The organism is Gordonia paraffinivorans (assembly GCF_900683595.1).
Lineage (GTDB): Bacteria > Actinomycetota > Actinomycetes > Mycobacteriales > Mycobacteriaceae > Gordonia > Gordonia paraffinivorans.
The window spans coordinates 1,514,405-1,534,302 of sequence record NZ_CAACYD010000007.1; the positions used below are offsets into that span (position 1 = coordinate 1,514,405).

The 19,898-nt window shown below is 70.1% G+C and carries 20 protein-coding genes; 12 read left to right on the top strand and 8 right to left on the bottom strand.

Annotation, left to right across the window (positions count from 1 at the left end):
* Positions 1–36: 36 nt before the first annotated feature.
* Positions 37–258 (bottom strand): hypothetical protein, encoded by a 222-nt coding sequence (locus tag E1P53_RS19935; RefSeq protein ID WP_131735286.1) that lies wholly within the window; start codon positions 256–258, stop codon positions 37–39.
* 234 nt (positions 259–492) lie between these two features.
* Between E1P53_RS19935 and rfbD the strand changes: the two genes are divergently transcribed.
* The 3 genes from rfbD to manB are packed head-to-tail and all read left to right on the top strand — an operon-like array spanning position 493 to position 3,525.
* Positions 493–1,458: a dTDP-4-dehydrorhamnose reductase gene (gene rfbD, locus E1P53_RS19940; protein ID WP_131735287.1), complete on the top strand. Its 966-nt coding sequence runs from the start codon at positions 493–495 to the stop codon at positions 1,456–1,458.
* Between the two features lie 4 nt (positions 1,459–1,462).
* Complete coding sequence (locus tag E1P53_RS19945) at positions 1,463–2,341, top strand: glycosyltransferase family 2 protein (protein WP_131735288.1); 879 nt, start codon at positions 1,463–1,465, stop codon at positions 2,339–2,341.
* A 59-nt stretch (positions 2,342–2,400) separates the two neighbouring features.
* Positions 2,401–3,525 carry a mannose-1-phosphate guanylyltransferase ManB gene (gene manB, locus E1P53_RS19950; protein WP_040527122.1) on the top strand — a complete coding sequence of 375 codons (1,125 nt, stop codon included), beginning with the start codon at positions 2,401–2,403 and terminating at the stop codon, positions 3,523–3,525.
* Positions 3,526–3,610: 85 nt separating this feature from the next.
* On the opposite strand, the gene E1P53_RS19955 is transcribed toward manB, so the two are convergent.
* A complete protein-coding gene (locus E1P53_RS19955; RefSeq protein ID WP_006901264.1) occupies positions 3,611–4,258 on the bottom strand; it encodes an O-methyltransferase in 648 nt (215 codons plus the stop codon).
* Positions 4,259–4,561: 303 nt separating this feature from the next.
* On the opposite strand from E1P53_RS19955, the gene sigE reads away from it, so the two are divergent.
* From sigE to tatB, 4 genes are all read left to right on the top strand, one after another.
* The gene (gene sigE / locus E1P53_RS19960; RefSeq protein WP_006901265.1) at positions 4,562–5,182 is read left to right on the top strand and encodes an RNA polymerase sigma factor SigE; all 621 of its coding nucleotides are present in this window, start codon (positions 4,562–4,564) and stop codon (positions 5,180–5,182) included.
* A 254-nt stretch (positions 5,183–5,436) separates the two neighbouring features.
* Complete coding sequence (locus E1P53_RS19965) at positions 5,437–5,961, top strand: hypothetical protein (RefSeq protein WP_131735289.1); 525 nt, start codon at positions 5,437–5,439, stop codon at positions 5,959–5,961.
* 2 nt (positions 5,962–5,963) lie between these two features.
* Positions 5,964–7,541, top strand: a complete 1,578-nt coding sequence (locus tag E1P53_RS19970) for a S1C family serine protease (RefSeq protein ID WP_371831011.1) — start codon at positions 5,964–5,966, stop codon at positions 7,539–7,541.
* Positions 7,542–7,581: 40 nt separating this feature from the next.
* Positions 7,582–8,055, top strand: a complete 474-nt coding sequence (gene tatB / locus E1P53_RS19975) for a Sec-independent protein translocase protein TatB (protein WP_131735290.1) — start codon at positions 7,582–7,584, stop codon at positions 8,053–8,055.
* 76 nt (positions 8,056–8,131) lie between these two features.
* Here tatB and E1P53_RS19980 read toward each other — a convergent pair whose 3' ends face one another.
* The 4 genes from E1P53_RS19980 to E1P53_RS19995 all read right to left on the bottom strand — a co-directional run bounded on the left by E1P53_RS19980 (position 8,132) and on the right by E1P53_RS19995 (position 12,722).
* A complete protein-coding gene (locus E1P53_RS19980; protein ID WP_006901269.1) occupies positions 8,132–9,277 on the bottom strand; it encodes an Mrp/NBP35 family ATP-binding protein in 1,146 nt (381 codons plus the stop codon).
* Positions 9,278–9,346: 69 nt separating this feature from the next.
* A complete protein-coding gene (locus tag E1P53_RS19985; protein ID WP_131735291.1) occupies positions 9,347–10,450 on the bottom strand; it encodes a lytic transglycosylase domain-containing protein in 1,104 nt (367 codons plus the stop codon).
* Positions 10,451–10,896: 446 nt separating this feature from the next.
* Positions 10,897–11,418, bottom strand: coding sequence for a DUF1003 domain-containing protein (locus tag E1P53_RS19990; protein WP_006901271.1), 522 nt, complete (start codon positions 11,416–11,418; stop codon positions 10,897–10,899).
* Positions 11,415–12,722, bottom strand: coding sequence for a magnesium transporter MgtE N-terminal domain-containing protein (locus tag E1P53_RS19995; protein WP_109238874.1), 1,308 nt, complete (start codon positions 12,720–12,722; stop codon positions 11,415–11,417). The genes E1P53_RS19990 and E1P53_RS19995 overlap by 4 nt, the downstream gene beginning before the upstream one ends.
* A gap of 127 nt (positions 12,723–12,849) precedes the next feature.
* On the opposite strand from E1P53_RS19995, the gene E1P53_RS20000 reads away from it, so the two are divergent.
* From E1P53_RS20000 to E1P53_RS20020, 5 genes are all read left to right on the top strand, one after another.
* Positions 12,850–13,338, top strand: a complete 489-nt coding sequence (locus tag E1P53_RS20000; protein WP_006901273.1) for a YflT domain-containing protein — start codon at positions 12,850–12,852, stop codon at positions 13,336–13,338.
* Between the two features lie 303 nt (positions 13,339–13,641).
* Positions 13,642–15,012, top strand: coding sequence for an extracellular solute-binding protein (locus E1P53_RS20005; protein WP_230824551.1), 1,371 nt, complete (start codon positions 13,642–13,644; stop codon positions 15,010–15,012).
* On the top strand, positions 15,009–16,208 hold the full coding sequence (locus tag E1P53_RS20010) for a carbohydrate ABC transporter permease (protein ID WP_131735292.1): 1,200 nt from the start codon (positions 15,009–15,011) through the stop codon (positions 16,206–16,208). Before E1P53_RS20005 ends, E1P53_RS20010 begins: the two co-directional genes overlap by 4 nt.
* 4 nt (positions 16,209–16,212) lie before the next feature.
* The gene (locus tag E1P53_RS20015) at positions 16,213–17,043 is read left to right on the top strand and encodes a carbohydrate ABC transporter permease (protein WP_006901276.1); all 831 of its coding nucleotides are present in this window, start codon (positions 16,213–16,215) and stop codon (positions 17,041–17,043) included.
* Positions 17,044–17,046: 3 nt separating this feature from the next.
* A complete protein-coding gene (locus tag E1P53_RS20020; RefSeq protein WP_131735293.1) occupies positions 17,047–18,225 on the top strand; it encodes an ABC transporter ATP-binding protein in 1,179 nt (392 codons plus the stop codon).
* A gap of 91 nt (positions 18,226–18,316) precedes the next feature.
* Here E1P53_RS20020 and E1P53_RS20025 read toward each other — a convergent pair whose 3' ends face one another.
* Both E1P53_RS20025 and E1P53_RS20030 read right to left on the bottom strand, forming a co-directional pair.
* A complete protein-coding gene (locus E1P53_RS20025) occupies positions 18,317–19,174 on the bottom strand; it encodes a hypothetical protein (protein WP_006901278.1) in 858 nt (285 codons plus the stop codon).
* Positions 19,164–19,871: a metallophosphoesterase family protein gene (locus tag E1P53_RS20030; protein ID WP_040527127.1), complete on the bottom strand. Its 708-nt coding sequence runs from the start codon at positions 19,869–19,871 to the stop codon at positions 19,164–19,166. The genes E1P53_RS20025 and E1P53_RS20030 overlap by 11 nt, the downstream gene beginning before the upstream one ends.
* Positions 19,872–19,898 lie beyond the last annotated feature (27 nt).

Sequence of the window (19,898 nt, forward strand, 5' to 3'; positions counted from 1 at the left end):
GGGCCTCCTGCGGCACACCGCGGGGCCGTCCGCCGCTCACGGGCCGTCCGGTTTCGCCGGTGCGTTCACCGCGGACGGGTTCTCGGGGGATGCGCTCACCAGGGATGCGCTCACCACGGTCACCGCGGACCGGTCGACGGCCGCCGTCGGCGTCGGGGAACCGTCGGGCGCCGGGCTCCGGCGGTCCCGCACGCCGGGGGCGCGGCCGCCCGGGTGCGCCGTCGGATGGTGAATCCACTGGTAAGCGGTCCCTTTCACAGTCGTCGTCCTGCTCTCGCCGCGACCACGGGGCCGACCTGAACTCGTGTGGTTTCCGAGACAGAAGTGAAAGCAGGGTCAGTTGATGTGTACCTCGCCAGGCTACTGAAGTGATCCGAGAATTCGAGAACGCAACGCCGAGAAGTCGAGTAGTGGTCATCACGTCCGTCGATCGGTTCGCAGTCCCACCCGTGACGGTGGCGGAGGTGTGCGGCCGGGCCGCCCTGCGGCACGATGGTCGGCATGCGCGTCACGCCCGAGACCCCCACCGTCCACATCGTCGGCGCCGGCGGACAACTCGGCACCGCCCTGCAGGAGCGGGCCGGCCGGGCCGCCGGGCAGGTGCTGTGGCGACCGTTGACCTCGGCGGACATCGACATCGCCGACGAGGCGTCGGTGGCGACCGCCCTCGGCGACCTCGGGCCGGCCGACATCGTGATCAACTGCGCGGCGTACACCGATGTCGACGGGGCCGAATCCGACCGCGCGGGTGCCGAGCGGGTCAATGCCGCCGGACCCGCGGTGCTCGCCGCGCGCACCGCGGCCGCCGGGGCGTGGCTCGTCCACATCTCCACCGACTACGTGTTCCCCGGCACGCCCCTCGACGGGGAGGGCGCCGGTTGCGCGGAGGACCGTCCGGACGGTTACGAACCCGGCGACGTGCGCGGCGAGCCCGCGACCGTCTACGGCGCGACCAAACTCGCGGGCGAACGTGCCGCACTCGCGGCCGACGGGCGCACCACCGTCGTCCGCACCGCGTGGGTGTACACCGGTGGGCCGGAGAGCCGGGACTTCGTCGGGACCATGCGCCGGCTGGAGGCCACCCGTGACACCGTCTCGGTCGTCGACGACCAGCTCGGCTCGCCGACCTACTGCCGCGACCTCGCCGACGGACTGTGGGAACTCGTCCTCGCCGGCCCGCGCGACGCGGTGACCGGGAAGGTGCTGCACGCGACCAACGCCGGCCAGGCCACCTGGTTCGAGGTCGCCGCCGCGGTCTTCGCCGAGATCGGCGCCGACCCTGCCCGCGTGCACCCGACCACGACCGCGGAGTTCCCCCGTCCGGCACCTCGGCCGGCGTACTCGGTGCTGTCGGGCCGATCCTGGGCGGCCGCGGGACTGACCCCGCTGCGCGAGTGGCGCGCGGCACTGCACGCCGCCATCGCCGATTCGGCGTCCGCGGGCGGTTCGTTACCCTGAGCCGGTGCCCGCTCAGCTAGCCGTCGTGACGGTGACCTACTTCTCCGGTGACCACCTCGCGACCTTTCTCCGCAGCCTCGACGCCGTGACCGACGAGATGCCGCAGGTCATCATCGCCGACAACGGGTCGACCGATGGTGCGCCCGAGCGCGCCGAGCAGGAGTACGAGTCGGTCACCCTGCTCCGCACCGGCGGCAACCTCGGCTACGGCCGGGCGATGAACCGCGGCGTCGCGCAGCTCGATCCCGACATCGAGTTCGTCCTGCTCGCCAACCCCGACGTCGAATGGAAGCCGGGTGCGATCGAGGAGCTCCTCGCCGCGGCCCGCCGCTGGCCGCGCGCCGGCTCCCTCGGGCCGCTGATCCGCGAGCCCGACGGCTCGGTGTACCCGTCCGCCCGCCGGGTTCCCGACCTGATCTCGGGCACCGGCCACGCCATCCTCGGCACCGTCTGGAAGTCCAACCCGTGGACCGCGGCCTACCTCGCCGACGACGTCGCCCCGTCGGAACGACCGGTGGGTTGGCTGTCGGGGTCGTGTCTGCTCGTGCGCCGCAAGGCCTTCGACGAGGTAGGCGGATTCGACGAGCGCTACTTCATGTACATGGAGGACGTCGACCTCGGCGACCGCCTCGGCAAGGCCGGCTGGCAGAACGTCTACGTTCCCAGTGCCGAGATCGTGCACACCAAGGGTCACAGCGCCGGCCGGCACCCCGAGAAGATGCTGCCCGCGCACCACGAGAGCGCCTACCGATTCCAGGCGGACCGCAATCCCGGTGTGCTGCGCGCGCCGATACGTCTCGCGCTTCGCGTCGGTCTCGCCGTGCGCTCCCGCCTGGCCGTGAGGGCCGCGCGGCGGGCCGCGGCGGGTGACAGCGGCCGGTGAGTGTTCGACCCGGTGAGTGTTCGATGAGTACCAGCAACCATGAGAAAGGGACGGGCCACGTGGACAACCACACCGTTCGCGAAAGCGATTCCGTCGAGGAATCGGATCCGGTCATCGAGGACGTCCAGGCCGTCGTCCTCGTCGGTGGGCAGGGCACTCGGCTCCGGCCGCTGACGCTCTCGGCCCCCAAGCCGATGCTGCCGACCGCGGGCCTGCCCTTCCTCACCCACCTGTTGTCGCGCATCCGGGCAGCGGGCATCCGCGACGTCGTGCTCAGCACGTCGTACAAGGCCGAGGTGTTCAGCGAGTACTACGGCGACGGTTCCAAGCTGGGTCTGAACCTCCGGTACGTGACCGAGGACGAGCCGCTCGGCACCGGCGGCGGTATCCGCAACGTGCTCGACGACCTGACCGCCGGCACCATCGTCGTCTTCAACGGCGACGTGCTCGGCGGCACCGACGTGCGCGACGTCATCGAGACCCATCGCGAGGCCGGCGCCGACGTCACCATCCATCTGGTCCGGGTCAGCGATCCGCGCGCCTTCGGCTGCGTGCCGACCGACGACGACGGTCGCGTCACCGCCTTCCTGGAGAAGACCCAGGATCCACCGACCGACCAGATCAACGCCGGCACCTACGTCTTCACGCGCGAGATCATCGAGACGATCCCGTTCGGCGTGCCGGTCTCGGTCGAGCGCGAGGTGTTCCCGCGGCTGCTGGCCGAGGGCAAGCACGTCCACGCCCACGTCGACCACGCGTACTGGCGCGACATGGGGACGCCGGAGGACTTCGTCCGCGGGTCGGCGGACCTGGTGCGCGGCATCGCCCCTTCCCCGGCGCTCGGCGACCGGCACGGCGAGTCGCTGGTGCACGAGGGTGCGGGCGTCGCACCGGGCGCGCTGCTCATCGGCGGAACGGTCGTCGGACGCGGGGCAGAGGTCGGCCCGCGGGCGCGGCTCGACGGCGCGGTGGTCTTCGACGGCGCGGTGATCGAGGCCGGCGCCGTGGTGGAGCGCTCGATCATCGGCTTCGGGGCGCGGATCGGTCCGCGAGCACTGATCCGCGACACGGTCGTCGGCGACGGGGCCGACATCGGTGCGCGCTGCGAACTCCTCCGCGGCGCACGGGTGTGGCCGGGCATCCAGATCCCGGACAACGGCGTGCGGTTCTCGACGGACGTCTGAGCAGACCAGACGACGAACCCACCCGTCTTCGGCACACCCGCCCTCGCGTGGGGCGGAGGAGCCGAAGGCGGGTGGGTTCGGCGGTTCAGCGGGTCTTGACGGCGGCCAGCACGCCCGGGCCGAGCGGGATCACCACCGGCAGCAGCGACTCGTCGTCGGCGATCAGCATCGCCGCCTCGCGGGCCGCGGCGGTCGCCGGCTCGGTGCGGGAGGGGTCGCCGACGGTGCCGTCGGCGGTCGCGTTGTGCACCACGACGACGCCGCCGACGCGCAGCATGCGGACCGCCTCGGCGACGAAGCGGGGCAGGTCCAGTAGGGGGCCGTCGATGAACACCAGGTCGTAGGACGCGTCGGACAGGCGCGGCAGCACGTCGGTGGGCGTGCCGTTGATGAGCCGGGTGCGGCCGGGTGAGATGTCGGCGCCGGCGAACGACGCCCGGGCCGCCCGATGGTGTTCGGGCTCCGGGTCGATGGTGGTCAGCACACCGTCCTCGGCCATCCCGTTCAACAACCACAGGCCGCTCACGCCGGTGCCGGTCCCGATCTCCGCGACCGCCTTCGCTCCGGCGGTCCGGGCGAGCAGGGCCAGCAGCGCGCCGACCGCCGGGCTGACCGGCGTCGTGCCGAGTTCCTCGGCGCGGGCGCGGGCGGCCAGGACGGCGTCGTCCTCGACGATGGCCGACTCGGCGTAGGCGATCAGGTCGGGGACGTCGGACGGGGTTGACTCGGTCACGCGTCGAGGTTAGACCGCGGCGCCGGTGAACAGCGACGCGGCACGCCGACCTGCGCCGATCCCCGTCCGGTGGGCGGCCATGTCGGTCGGTCGCCCAACTTCCTCAGGGAACACTCAGGCGGCTCACACGGCGACCACACCCCGATGGGAGAGGGTGAGTGCGTCGACGGTTCCGGTCGTTCCCGGCGGGCCGGTGTGAAGTCCCGGCGAATCGGGAATACCGAACCGTCGTCGAGATGTTGGACAACGGTGAGTGCTCTGGTCACCGGGCTGTGTTCACGAGAGAGGAACCGACCACCGAACATGACCGATCCCCGTGATTCCATCGACGAGGTCGCTGCCGTCCCCACCGGCACCGCAGGCTTCGACGCCACCGGCGACGAACTGCTCATGCCGTCGTGGGAGGAGCTCGTGCGCGAGCACGCCGACCGCGTCTATCGCCTGGCCTACCGGCTCTCGGGGAATCAGCACGACGCCGAGGACCTCACGCAGGAGACCTTCATCCGGGTGTTCCGGTCGCTGTCGAACTACCGTCCGGGCACGTTCGAGGGCTGGCTGCACCGCATCACGACCAACCTGTTCCTCGACATGGTCCGCCGTCGCAACAAGATCCGCATGGAGGCGCTGCCCGAGGAGTACGACCGCGTGCCGGCCGACACCCCCGATCCGCAGCAGGCCTTCGACGCCGCGAACCTCGATCCCGATCTGCAGCGCGCGCTCGACTCGCTGGCCCCGGAGTTCCGTGCCGCGGTCGTGCTGTGTGACATCGAGGGCTTGTCCTACGAGGAGATCGCGACCACGCTCGGCGTGAAGCTGGGCACGGTCCGCAGCCGCATCCACCGCGGCCGGCAGGCGATCCGCGACGCCCTCGCCGCGCAGGGCCACACCGACAGCCGCTCGGTCGTCGTCGGCGCCCGGGTCTGATCCGGGCACCGGCCCCACGAGCTCGACCACAACCGCCCGTCGCCGGGAACCTCACGGCGCCGGGCGTCGTTGTCAGACTCGGATAAGCTTCACCACGCCGCACGAGTGCCGCGTCGTGGGTCCCGGCAAGGGTCGCGGTCGATGGGTACCGTGGCTATCGGACCGGCGATCGCGACCACCGACAGGGCGGGGGCGCGAGGAGTGGCAGACTTCGACAGTTGCGGCGTAGACGTCGTGGAGAGGGGTGACCGACGATGACGGACGGCGATCGCGGGCGTGCGACACGGGGCAACGGTGTCGAACCCCCGACCCCCAATCTCCGTCGCCGTCGATCCAACCTCGGCACCGACGCGTGGACTCCCGCGCCCTCCTCGTTCCTCCCCAATCGCGGCTATCGAGAGCCCGGCCGGGCCGGTGGACGCCGTTTCGCCCCCACCGAGCACCTGGCGCCGGAGGCCGTGGCCGCCTTCGTCGACGGCGAACTCGGTATGACGGCCCATGCCCGCGCGTCGCATCACCTGGCTCTCTGTCCGGAATGCGTCTCGGCCGTCGAGGCCCAGTCCCTGGCCCGCACCCGCCTGCGAGAGTCGGGCCAGGTGTCCGTGCCCGCCTCGCTGCTCGGCCAGCTCTCGCAGATCCCCACCAGCGAGATCGATCTCGGCTCGCAGGCCCCGACCGACAACATCCCCGCCGCCCGCAACCCCCTGCTGCGGGCGGCCACCAATCCCTTCGCCCGTGACGCCGGGCGCGGGCGCAACCTCCGTCGCCGGAGCCGGTGAACGTGGCCAACGGACCCGGACCGCGGCACGAGCGGGACTCGAACACCGGAGACGACACGACCGCGGCAGGCGGTCACGGCATGCACCTCCCCGTGGACGACGGGCAGTTCGCGCGACGCGAGAACCCGCCCGGCTCGCACCGCCTGACCCCCGGCCGGCGTGGGCACGTGCCGGTCTCGCCCGAGACCGCGCAGGTCTTCGGCCGGCCCGCCGGCGTGCGTGGCTCGTTCGCGACCGACACCCGGACCGACTCGGTGCCGCAACCCCAGATCGCGCCACCGGACCCGGTGCTCGCCGAGGCGTTCGGGCGTCCTCCCGGTTCCGACGAGACGCTCCAGCGCGACCCGCTCGCCGCCTACGGGCAGACCGAGGACGAACCCCGTCCCGAGGACCCCTGGCGCGATCCCGAGTCGCCCGCCCGGCTCACCGAACCCGCGCTGTCCACGCCCGAGGCGGCACCGCCGACCGACCCGGGCCCCAAGCTCGGCGTTCGAGATGTGTTGCTGGGCAATCGGATCAGCTGGGTCGCCCTGGCCACGCTCGCCGTGATCGCGCTGCTGATCGGGATCGTCGGCGGGCTCATGGGCAGGTACACCGCAGAGGTGGCCGCGCCGCTCACCACGGACTCGGTCGAACTCGCCACCGACGACTCCACCCGCGGCGACGAACCACGGTCGTCGATCGCCGGGGTCGCGCAGTCGGTGGAGGAGTCCGTGGTCGCCATCGACGTCCGCGCCTCGGGCGCCTACGCGACGGGTTCCGGCTTCGTCATCGACAAGGCCGGCTACATCCTCACCAACAACCACGTCATCTCGATCGCGGCCAGCGACAAGAACGCCAAGCTCGAGGTGGTCTTCTTCGACCGTCAGCGCGTCCCGGCCCGGATCGTGGGCCGCGACCCGAAGACCGATCTGGCGGTGCTGAAGGTCGACAACGTCAAGAACCCGACCGTCTCGGTGCTCGGCAACTCCGCCGACCTGCAGATCGGCGAGGAGGTCGTCGCGTTCGGATCGCCGCTCGGTCTCAACCGCACGGTGACCCACGGCATCGTCAGCGCCCTCAACCGTCCGGTGGCGCTCACGCCGGACGCCGAGTCCGACACCGACGCGGTGATCGACGCCATCCAGACCGACGCCGCGATCAACCCCGGCAACTCCGGCGGTCCGCTGGTCAGCGCCGAGGGCAAGGTCGTGGGCATCAACACCGCCGGGCGCCTCGGTGCCGGCGGCGGCTCGATCGGCCTGGGATTCGCCATCCCGATCAACGACGCCAAGCCGATCGCCGAGGCGCTCATCCGCGACGGCAAGGTGAATCACCCGCAGATCGGCGTCAACGTGAGCTCGGTGCGCAACGAGCGCGTCCTCGGCGCCCAGGTGCGCAATGTGGTCGCCGGCGGCCCCGCCGAACGGGCCGGGGTCCGGGAGAACGACGTCATCACGTCGTTCAACAATCGGGCCATCGAGAGTGCCGACGAGTTGAATGTGGCGATCCGGACCGCGAAGATCGGTCAGGAGGTCCCGTTCGAGTACTGGCGGGACGGGCGTACGTTCAAGGGCACCATCACTCCCGCGAGCGACTGAGCGCCGTGACGATCGAGTGAGTGAGACCGGGACGAGGTAGATGTTCAGCAGTATCGGATGGGGCGAGATCGCGATCCTGATGGTCGCCGCATTGGTGATCCTCGGTCCGGAGCGCCTGCCCGGTGCCGTGTCCTGGACCATGCAGTCGATCCGCAAGGTCCGCGACTACGCGACCGGTGCGACCAATCAGCTCAAGGAAGAACTCGGGCCCGAGTTCGAGGATCTCCGCAAGCCGCTGGCCGACCTGAACGAGCTACGCGGCATGACGCCGCGCACGCTGGTCACCAAGCATCTGCTCGACGGTGACGATTCGCTCTTCCGGCTCGGGGAGGACGCCACGACGGTCGACCGCACCACCTCGCCGGCCCCGCCGATCAAGCCGGTGTCGGCGCCGCTGTCCATGGAGAAGACCGAAGCCGGGACCGCTGCGAGCCCGGTGAACACCGGGGGAGAGGCGTCGCCGCGACGGTCGGAGGGCGGACGCCCGTCGGTGGCCGACTGGGACGCCACCTAGGCCCTCCCGCACACGAGACACCTACGACGACACCCCGGCCACCCAGACGGGCGGCCGGGGTGTCGTCGTAGGGGTCTCAGTCGTGCCGGACGGTGTCGAGGCCGAGGCTCATGCCGGCCAGGCCGCGCTTGCGGACCGCGAGCTTCGAGGCGATAGCGCGCAGCGCCGATCCCGACGCCGAGTCGGGTGCGGAGAGCACGACCGGCACCCCCGCGTCGCCGCCCTCGCGCAGCGCGGTCTCCAGCGGGACCTGTCCGAGCAGTTCCACCGGTGCGCCGACCATGTGGCTGAGCCGGTCGGCGACCTTCTGTCCGCCGCCGGACCCGAACGGCTCCATCCGGGTGCCGTCGGGCAGTTCGAGCCACGACATGTTCTCCACCACGCCCAGGATCTTCTGCCGGGTCTGCAGAGCGATCGCGCCGGCCCGCTCGGCGACCTCTGCCGCAGCCTGCTGCGGGGTGGTGACCACCAGGATCTCCGCGTTCGGGATCAGCTGCGCGATCGAGATCGCGACGTCGCCGGTGCCCGGCGGCAGGTCGAGCAGCAGCACGTCGAGGTCGCCCCAGTAGACGTCGGCGAGGAACTGCTGCAGCGCGCGGTGCAGCATCGGGCCGCGCCACGTGACCGGGGTGTTGCCGTCGGTGAACTGGCCGATCGAGATGAAGCGCACGCCGTGGCTGATCGGCGGCATGATCATCCGCTCGACCTGGGTGGGCTTGGCGTCGCTGCCGAGCATGCGCGGCACCGAGTGGCCGTAGATGTCGGCGTCGAGGACGCCGACGCTGAGCCCGCGTTCGGCCAGGGCGACCGCGAGATTGACGGTGACGCTGGACTTGCCGACGCCGCCCTTGCCGGATGCCACCGCGTAGACGCGGGTCAGCGAGCCGGGCTGGGCGAACGGGATCACCGGTTCGGCCTTGTCGCCGCGCAGTTTCTTGCGCAGCTCGGTCCGCTGCTCGTCGTTCATGACGTCGAGTTCCACGCGGACCGCTCCGACACCCGGCACGTCGGAGACCGCGGTCTCCACACGCTGGGAGATCTCGGTGCGCATGGGGCAGCCCGACGTCGTCAGGTACACCGCGACGTCGACGCTGGCATCGTCGTTGACGGTGACCGACTTGACCATCCCGATGTCGGTGATGGGCTTGCCGATCTCGGGATCCTTGACCTTGCCCAGAGCGGCACGAACCGCCGATTCGGAGGGCGCGACTGGAGTTGTCATCGCATCCAGACTACCGGCGACGACGACCGGGCCGGGTGGAGGTCCCGGCTCGCCCGCCGAGCCGGGAGGTCAGCGGGCGGGAACCGGGGTCGTCGCAGGTCCGGGCTGATTCGCGGGGGCCTGGCGGGTCGTCGGCGCCTTCTTGGTCGGCGGCGGGGCCGGCTGGCCGGGCAGGGTGATCGTCGGCAGGCACACGATGAAGCAGTCCTGCGGCGGCGGGCCCGGTCGGCGCGTCGACGGCGGCGCGGAGGTGGGCGGCGCCGACGGTGAGCTCGAGGTGCTCGACGACGAGCTGCTCGGCTTCTTCTTCGACGTGCTCGACGCCAGCCGCTTGGCCTCGGGGACCGGGTTGGTCGGCATCACGCCGGTCGCGTACGCACTGGCCCAGGTCAGCACGTTGACGACGTACTCCATCGAGCGGTTGTAGCGCAGGATCGCCGAGACGCGGGTGCCCTCGGCCATGATGTCGGTGACCCCGGCGCACAGGTAGCGCCCCGCGGAGTAGGTGGCGTCGAAGACGTTGTTCGGGTCGGCCTTGCCGTCGCCGTTGGCGTCCGAACCCCACGCGGCCCACGTGCTGGGGATGAACTGCATCGGGCCCATCGCGCGGTCGTGTACGGGATCGCCGTCGAGGCGGCCGCCGTCGGTGTCCTTGATGACGGCGTTGCCCGCCAGCGAACCGTCGAGGACCGGGCCGGCGATCGGGTTGATCGTCGTGCCGTACTGGTCGACGGAGCCGTTGGACGCATGGTTGGACTCGATGCGGCCGATGCCGGCGAGCAGGAACCACGGCAGCTTGCACTGCGGGCTCTCGGCGCCGACGCGGTTGGCCGCCAGCTTGTAGGCCTGCAGCACGATGCCGGGTATGCCGAGCGGACCCGACGGGAGGTCGCTCGCGAGCCGGAACTGCGGGGCGATGGGCGCCGGCTTCTCCGGCGGCGGTGCGAAACCGAGGAGCGTGGCCGGGGAGCCGGCGACGACCTCGGCCAGCGCCACGGGTTCGGCGGGCTCGGCAGGCGACGCGACGAGCACACCGTGTGCACTCGACGCGGTGGTGCCGAGCACCATCGCGCCGACCAGTGCGCCGCCGACGGCAACGGTCGCGGTGCGGCGGGGGAAGCGACGGGGACGGCGCGGTCCGCGGCGCCGCCGCACGAGATCCACCGGGCTCATCGGCGGCCGGCGTCCTGCTCGGGGCGCCCGGACCCGGGCGCCGCTGGGCACTCCACCGACCTCGTCGACCGTGTCGGACGGTTTGCCGTCCGTTCCTGCCGCATCGAATGCACGTTCACATCAACTCCGTTGTCAACACACGACACGTCTGCCCCCCCGATTCGCGGTGAATGCACGTCCCGGGTCCGTCGGCCCGTGAGCCGGGAGCGAATGCGCCGGCCGGAAACCGGTGAGGTGGGACCGGTCTGGCCCAAACTGTGACCCACCATACATAGTGGGTCCGATGACCAAATGGCGAACCCGACATTTGATCATCGGCAGTGAATTCGCTGACGGGACCCGGAAAGTTACCGACGCGAATGCGATGGGACAGAAGTTACCGGAGTGACGTACCGAGTGGGTCTCGCGGTGCTGTGAACTTCCCGGATGCGGCCGCCGGGGGCTCGTCAGTGCGACTTCTCGGCGGCGTCGTCGCCGACTTCGTCGTCGGCGTCCTTCGCCTTGAGCCGTTCGGTGAGCTCGTCGAGCAGCTCGTCGAACTCGCGGCGGAGGTAGTCGCGGGTGACGGTGTCGCCGAGCGCCAGGCGGACGGCCGCGAGCTCGCGCGCCAGGAACTCGGTGTCGGCCTTGGTCTGCGCCGCGCGGGCCCGGTCCTCCTCCAGGGACACGCGGTCCCGGTTCTCCTGGCGGTTCTGGGCCAGCAGGATCAGCGGCGCCGCGTAGGCCGCCTGGGTGGAGAAGGCGAGATTGAGCAGGATGAACGGATACGGGTCCCAGCGGATCGCCACGGCCGCGAGGTTCAGCACGATCCACACCACGACGATGACGGTCTGGATGGCCAGGTAGCGACCGGTGCCCAGGAATCGCGCGATCCGCTCGCTGTACATCCCGACGACGTCGGAGTCGAGGTTGAAGGAGAAGCGGGGTCCCCGCGTGCTGGGTGTGTCGAGCTTGCGACCCTCGCTCATCGGAGCCTCACCCCGCCGGAGCCGGGATTCGCGACGTCCTCGGGCTCGGTCTCGCGCCAGTCGCGCGGCAGGAGCTCGTCGAGCAGGTCGTCGACGCTCACCGCGCCGAGGAGGTGTCCCGCCTCGTCGACGACCGGGCCGCACACGAGGTTGTAGGTGGCGAAGTAACGGGTCATCGTCTCCAGGGAGTCCTCCGGACGCAGGACGGCCAGGTCGGTGTCGAGGATTCCGCCGACGAGATGGGCGGGCGGTTCGCGCAGCATGGCCTGCAGGTGCACGCAGCCCAGGTACTTGCCGGTCGGCGTCGAGGTGGGCGGGCGCACGACGAAGACGATGCTCGCCGCCGCGGGCGTCAGATCCGGGTCGCGGACCCGTGCCAGGGCCTCGGCGATCGTCGTCGACGGGGTGACGATGACCGGTTCGGTGGTCATCACACCGCCGGCGGTGTCGGGGGAGTGCAGGAGCAGGCGGCGCACCGGCTCGGACTCCTCGGGGTCCATCTCCTCGAGCAGCGCCTCGGCCTCGGTGTCGGGCAGCTCGCCGAGGAGGTCGGCCGCGTCGTCGGGGTCCATCTCCTCGAGGATGGCGACCGCGCGGTCGCGGCCGAGGATCGCCAGCATCGCCTTCTGGTCGTCGGGCGGGAGCTCCTGCAGGACGTCGGCGAGCCGTTCGTCGTCGAGCGCCGAGGCGATCTCGCCGCGCCGCTTGGACGGCAACTCCCGCAAGGCGTTGGCGACGTCGGCCGCGCGCATCCCCTCGAACTGCAGGAGTGCCTGGGCGACGCCCTGTCCCGGCAGGTTCAGCGCGCTCTGGGTGATGCCGTGCACGCTGGACCAGTCCACGACGTGGGTCTCGTGGCGCCGGCGCAGGCCGCGCCGCCCCGCGCGGACCGCGACCCGCGAGACGACCCAGTCGCGGGTCCGGGTGCGCTCGATGCAGAGGTCGACGACGGTCACGTCGGCGTCGGCGAGCTCGGGGAGATCCGGGTCGACGACGCGCACACGCGTGTCGAGCACCTGGCCGATCGCCAGCGCCTCGCCGGGGCGGAGGTGGAGCCGGCGCAGGCTCACCGTGCCGGTGTTCAGCGTGACCGCGCGCGGCTCGATGTTCGTGACGCGCAGCATCGGGACGAAAATCCTTCGGCGCGTGGTCAGTTCGACGGCCAGGCCGAGGGCGCGCGGCTGCTGGCCGGAGAGCCGGATCGAGAGCACGACGTCGCGGACGCGCCCGATCGATTCGCCATCGGGACCAAGGACGGCCAATCCGACTAATCTGGCCACGAAAACCTTGCTCACCGACGACATGGAAGTAAGGGTAGTGCCAATGCGACGGCCGACGGTCGAGGCGACCGCCCGACCGTCATGGTCGACGTCGACTCCCGTGGGCGTCGACGCCCGAAGAGACGCTTGTAGAAGGGGAAGGTTCGACGAGATGACGAATCCCATGCGCCCGAGTCGCGAGACGCCCGGGCTCCCGACCCCGCCCAAGGGTTGGCCGATCGGTTCCTATTCGACCTACGCCGAGGCCCAGCGCGCGGTGGACTACCTGTCCGACCAGAACTTCACGGTCGAGGACGTGACCATCGTGGGTGTCGACCTGATGCAGGTCGAGCGGGTCATCGGTCGACTCACCTGGGGCAAGGTCATCGGCGGCGGCCTGGTGTCGGGCGCCTGGCTCGGCTTCTTCTTCGGCTGCCTCGTCGCCCTGGTGTTCACCGGCAACCCGCTCGGGCCGATCATCGTCGGCCTCGTCGGCGGCATGGTCTTCGGTGTGATCTCCGCGACGATTCCCTACGCCGCGACCCGGGGCCAGCGCGACTTCGCGTCCACGATGCAGTTGGTCGCCGGTCGCTACGACGTCCTCTGCGATCCCAAATCCGCAGAAAAAGCGCGCGACATGCTCGCGCGCCTGCAGCCCTGAGCCCGTCGGCGGCATTCGGACACGGCACGATCACGATTCCGGACGGAGTGGCACGCCCATGCCGAATGTGTTGCATGTCACGAATCGTGACGTATAGCGTTGCACCTCGGACGCTCACGGCGGAGCACCCCGCTCGTGTTGCGCCGCGTACGACATCGAGGAGGCTGCGTGCGGAGCAGGGTGAGCACTGATGTATCGGGCCGACCCGGCAGCGCCGGGCGGTCGGGCAGCGGCCCGAAGAATTCCCGAACCACAAGCCGCGTAAGGCGAAAGGTCGTCGCGGCCGCGGTCGCCGCGGCGGCGATCCTGCCCGTCGTCTCCGCCTGTGGGGCGGGATACGAAGCGGGCGTACTGAATTTCTATCCGCCGGCCGACGGCGCCGACACCTTCGCCGCGATCGGCGACAAGTGCTCGGCCGAGTCGGGCGGCGCCTACAAGGTCGTCACGACGCCCCTCCCCAAGGGGGCCGACGACCAGCGACTACAGCTCGCGCGGCGGCTGGCGGGCAACGACGCAGGCCTGGACCTGATGGGCATGGACGTCGTGTGGACCGCCGAATTCGCCGACGCCGGTTGGATGGTGCCGGTTCCCGACGAGTTGGCGGCCGCGGTCACCGAGCGTTCCCTGGGCGGCCCGCTCGACACGGCGGTGTGGAAGACCGAGGACGACGAGAACGAGCGCCTCTACGCGATCCCGTTCTCCACCAACACCCAATTGCTCTGGTATCGCAAGGACGTCCTGGAGGACAAGGTCGGTCGCAAGCGCCCGGCCTCCACCTGGGACGGCATGCTGGAGGACGCGCTCATCAGCGGCCGCAACGGCGGTCCGACCTACATCATGGTGCAGGGCCGGCAGTACGAGGGCCTGATGGTGTGGTTCAACTCGGTGCTCGTCAGCGCCGGCGGCCAGGTCGTCGACCCCGACGACCCCGACAAGGTCACGCTGAACGACACCCCCGAGCACCGCGCGGCGACCGTGCGCGCGCTGCGCACGCTGAAGGCGGTCGCCACCGCGCCCGGCCACGACCCGTCGCTGTCCAACTCCGACGAGGGCTCCGCGCGGCTCGGCATGGAGAGCGGCAAGGCGCTCTACGAGGTCAACTGGCCCTTCGTGTTCCCCGGTATGCGCGAGAACGCGATCGCGGGCAGCGTCCCGTTCCTCGACCTGAAGCGCTTCGCCAACCTGTACGCCGACCCGAACAACCCGCCGTCGGACCGCGACGTCATCCCGGTGAACCGCGAGATGCAGAAGGTCTTCGACTTCGCCCCGTACCCGGGCTTCGAGGGCCTGCCGACCAAGACCACCCTCGGCGGTCTCAACATCGCGGTCGCCAGCACCTCCAAGCAGCAGGATCTGGCCTGGCAGGCGGCCGAGTGCATCACCAACGAGGCGTCGCAGAAGATGTTCTCGCTCAACGCGGGTCCGCCGCCGGTCATCGAATCCATCTACGACGACCGTGATTTCCGGCTCGCCTACCCGATGTGGGAGGAGATCAAGCGGCAGCTGGAGCCCGAACACGCCGCGGTGCGTCCGAAGTCGCCCGACTATCAGGCGATCTCGACCCTGCTGCAGGCGAAGCTGAGTCCGGTCGGCGCCTGGGACCCGGAGACCCTGGTCGATGAGCTGGCCGACGCCGTCCAGAAGGCAATCAACGGGGAAGGGTTGATCCCGTGACCGACGAGAACACGCCCCGCGACGAGGATCCGGGCAACGAGTCCGGCTTCCGCGCCGGCCGCCACGCACTGCCCGACGATGCGCCCCCGCAGACCGGCCCCATCCCGATAGTCGGTGGGCCGCCGCCGGTCCAGTCCGCCGAACTGTGGAAGCCGCCGCCCGGCGGCCGTCACGAACAGCAGGCCGCCGACACCTCCGGCTCCGCGGGCGGATGGAACGCCCCGGGTGCCGCGACACCGGCCGGAGACGCGACGGGTGCCGCGACCGCTCTCGCCGAACGTCCCCGCGAGGAGAAGAAGGCCAAGAAGGCCAGGCTGAGCGAGGGCAAATCGGCCGAGCGCCGGCTGGCGTATTGGCTGATCGCCCCCGCCGCGATCATGATGCTGCTGGTGACCGGATACCCGATCATCTACGCGTTCTGGCTCTCGCTGAACAAGATGAGCCTGTCCGCGCCGGGTGAACGCGAGTTCGTCTGGTTCTCCAACTACGGGGCAGTGCTCTCCGACGGCTACTGGTGGACCGCGTTCTCGGTCACGCTGGGCATCACGGTCGTGTCGGTGATCATCGAGTTCGTCCTGGGCATGGCCATCGCGCTGGTGATGCACCGGACGATCTTCGGGCGGGGGACGATCCGCACGGTGGTCCTGATCCCGTACGGCATCGTCACCGTGGCCGCGGCGTTCTCCTGGTACTACGCCTGGACGCCGGGCACCGGCTATCTGGCGAACCTGCTGCCCGACGGCAGCGCGCCGCTCACCGAGCAGTGGCCGTCGCTGGCGATCATCGTCCTCGCCGAGGTCTGGAAGACCACGCCGTTCATGGCGTTGCTGCTGCTGGCGGGTCTGGCCCTGGTGCCCGACGACCTGCTGAAGGCGGCCCAGGTCGACGGTGCGGGGGCGTGGACGCGATTGTGGCGCATCATCCTTCCGCTGATGAAGCCGGCCATCCTGGTGGCGCTGCTGTTCCGCACGCTCGACGCGTTCCGCGTCTTCGACAACATCTACGTGCTCACGCGAGGGTCCAACAGCACCTACTCGGTCTCGATGCTCGGTTACGACAACCTGTTCAAGGCCTTCAACCTCGGTGTGGGATCGGCGATCTCGATCCTGATCTTCTTGTGCGTGGCGCTGATCGCATTCGTGTTCATCAAGGGGTTCGGCACCGCCGCACCGGGTTCCGACGACGAGGGGAGGTAAGCCGGTGAATGCGAGCGGTAAATCGAAGGCCTGGTGGTCCATCGCCAACATCCTGGTGATCCTGTACGCGCTCATCCCGCTGCTGTGGATCATCAGCCTGTCGTTCAAGCCCGCGTCGAGCGTGACCGACGGCAGCTTCATCCCGAAGGAATGGACCCTCGACAACTACAAGTCGATCTTCGACACGAGCGCCTTCACCTCGGCGCTGATCAACTCGATCGGTGTCGGCCTGATCACCACCCTCATCGCGGTCATCCTCGGCACCATGGCGGCCTACGCCGTGGCGCGACTGGAGTTCCCGGGCAAGAAGGTCCTCATCGGCGCGGCGCTGCTCATCGCGATGTTCCCGCAGATCTCGCTGGTGACGCCGCTGTTCAACATCGAGCGCCGACTCGGCCTGTTCGACACCTGGCCGGGCCTGATCCTGCCGTACATCACCTTCGCGCTGCCGCTGGCGATCTACACGCTGTCGGCGTTCTTCCGCGAGATCCCCTGGGAACTCGAGAAGGCCGCGAAGATGGACGGCGCCACGCCGTTCCAGGCGTTCACCAAGGTGATCGCCCCGCTGGCGGCCCCCGGTGTGGTGACCGCGGCGATCCTGGTGTTCATCTTCGCCTGGAACGACCTGCTGCTGGCGCTGTCACTGACCTCCACCGAACGCGCGATCACCGCGCCGGTGGCGATCGCGAACTTCACCGGCAGCTCTCAGTTCGAGGAACCGACGGGATCGATCTCGGCCGCCGCGGTCGTGATCACGATCCCCATCATCATCTTCGTTCTCTTCTTCCAACGTCGAATCGTGGCCGGCCTGACATCCGGCGCCGTGAAGGGATAACCCATGGCAGACATCGTTCTGGACAAGGTCACCAAGAAGTACCCGGACGGCTCGGTCGCGGTCCACGAGGTCGACATCGAGATCGCCGACGGCGAGTTCGTGATCCTCGTCGGGCCGTCGGGCTGCGGAAAGTCCACGACCCTCAACATGATCGCGGGCCTCGAGGACATCACCTCGGGCGAGTTGCGGATCGACGGCGAGCGCGTCAACGAGCGCGCCCCCAAGGACCGCGACATCGCGATGGTGTTCCAGAGCTACGCGCTCTACCCGCACATGACCGTCCGGGAGAACATCGCCTTCCCGCTGACGCTGCAGAAGCTGCCGAAGGACGAGATCGCGGCGAAGGTCGACGAGGCCGCCCGCATACTCGACCTCGGGCAGTACCTCGACCGCAAGCCGGCGAACCTGTCCGGCGGCCAGCGCCAGCGCGTGGCGATGGGCCGCGCGATCGTGCGCTCGCCCAAGGCGTTCCTGATGGACGAGCCGCTGTCGAACCTCGACGCGAAGCTGCGTGTGCAGATGCGCACGGAGATCGCGCAGCTGCAGCAGCGTCTGGGCACCACCACGGTGTACGTGACGCACGACCAGACCGAGGCGATGACCCTCGGCGACCGCGTCGTCGTGCTGCGCGGCGGGCACGTCCAGCAGATCGGCACCCCGCAGGAGCTCTACAACAACCCGGCCAACGTGTTCGTCGCCGGCTTCATCGGTTCACCCGCGATGAACTTCCTGCCCGGCCGGCTGAGCACCGAGGGCATCGACACCCCGATCGGCACGATCGCACTCGACGATCTCCGTTCGGTGCTCTCGCGGGCCGGTGACGTCGGCAGCAGCGGCGAGGTCCTCGTCGGCATCCGTCCCGAGCACATCGAGGACGCCGCGCTGGTCGACCCGACCACGCGTGCCCAGGGGGCGACGTTCTCGGCGAACATCGACGTCCTGGAGTCGATGGGCTCGGACATCTACGCCTACTTCGGGATCGGCTCGGGGTCGCGGGCGTCGAGCGACGCGCTTGCCGAGCTGTCCGCCGACTCCGGCGCCGACCTGGGCGGAAGCCAGCTCATCGCGCGCCTGTCACCGGATTCGAAGGTCACCCGCGGGTCGACCGCCGAGCTGTTCTACGACGCGTCGAAGGTCGCGGTCTTCGACCAGAACTCGGGCGAATCGCTGCGTCGTCGCTGAGCGGCGTCACCGACACCCACGCCGAGCGCCACCCCGGATTCGCGGGCGATCACCAGCGAGTCCGGGGTGGCGTTCGTCGTGTCCGACAGGCCTATCGGCGGTGCCGGCGGGAGTGGTCGCGCAGTTCGTCGAACACCTTCTCGTCCCACACGTGCCGGCGGATCAGGCGGTACCGCTCGCAGGCGAGCCACAGGTACAGCTCGGCGTCGCTCTCGATGTCCTCGCGGATGCCGGCCCGACGCGCCATGCGGACGACGGGCAGGAACTCCTCGCCGAACCACCGGCGCGCGACCTCGGTGCGGCTGAGGAACTCGCCGATCTCCTGGCTGAGCCGGAACCCCCACGCCTCCACGTTCTCGGCGAGCTCGGCGTAGTCGAAGGGATCGGACAGGCGGATCGCGTCGGCTTGGGAGCCCTCGAGCGGCACGCGGGACAGGAAGAGCCGCCGGTGGTCCTTGAGGATCAGGTCCGACGGCGCGTTGATGCCCTCCGGCGATATCCGCGTGTGGATCTCGGTGACGTAGGCGTCGATGGTGCGGTATCCGCGGGCGATCGCGATCGACACGCGGTGATGTCCGTCGATGACGAAGTGCATCGAGCCGATGCGATAGAGCTGCACCGGTGGCATGGACTCGCCGCGCCGCTGCGCGGCCGCGAGCCGCTGCCACCGCTCGCGCACCCGGGAGGAGGTCGGCCGGAAGTAGCGGTCGAAATCCTTGGTGCGGTCGACGCTTCCGACGATGGAGGACACCTCCACCACCTGGAGTCCGAGCACGGTCTTGCCGGTCACGCCGAGCGCCGCGCACACCTCGTCGAACGGCAGGATCGCGTTGATGTCGGCGGGCTGACGCGTGAACCACTGTGCGAGACGGGCACGTTCGGCCTGGCGGCGTAACCGTGCGAAGTCGTTCTCCGCGTCCGCCTCGGGGAAACCGGTGTCACGCGCCATGTCTGCGCCTCACGATCTCGACCCTCCCGGTAGTGGGATCGATGTCGAACTGACAGTATCCGACCACGTTCATCGACGTGGTGTGCTTGCCGATCGGCAGGTCGGCGGGGCAGTCGCCGTACGGATGGATGTGACCGTGCACCAGCAGCGTCGGTCGTAGCGACCGCACGAGCGGGTGGAAGCACTCGAATCCGCGATGCGGCTCGTCGTCGCGGTCGCCGACGCCGCGGGCCGGGCTGTGGGTGAGGAGGATGTCGACACCCGGGCGATCCGACCTCGACGTCGCGCGGCTCAGGGCGTTGCCGCACCGCAGGCGCAGGGATCGCAGCCGCTGCTGGGCGTCGGTGTACTGGTTCGACCCGCCGTTGTAGCGGCGAGACCCCCCGAGGCCGGAGATGCGGAGACCTGCGACGGTGACGGTCCGGCCGTCGGCGTTGACGGCGCCGGCCGGACCGGGATCGTCGGCCGGGAGACCGGCGCGGGTCCAGCCGGTCCGTCCCCGCCGGTATCCCCGCAGGTCGCGATCATGGTTGCCGGGCACGTAGACGCACGGGGCCTCGCACAGCTCGGACAGGGTCTCGAGGTAGCCGAACGGCAGGTCGCCCGCACCGAGCACGAGGTCGGGGCGGCCCTCGATGCCGACGCCGAGGGCGAGGGATTCCACCACCTCGTCGGCGACCGCCAGAACCCGGACCATGTCACCCAGGCTAGACGAGACGCCGGG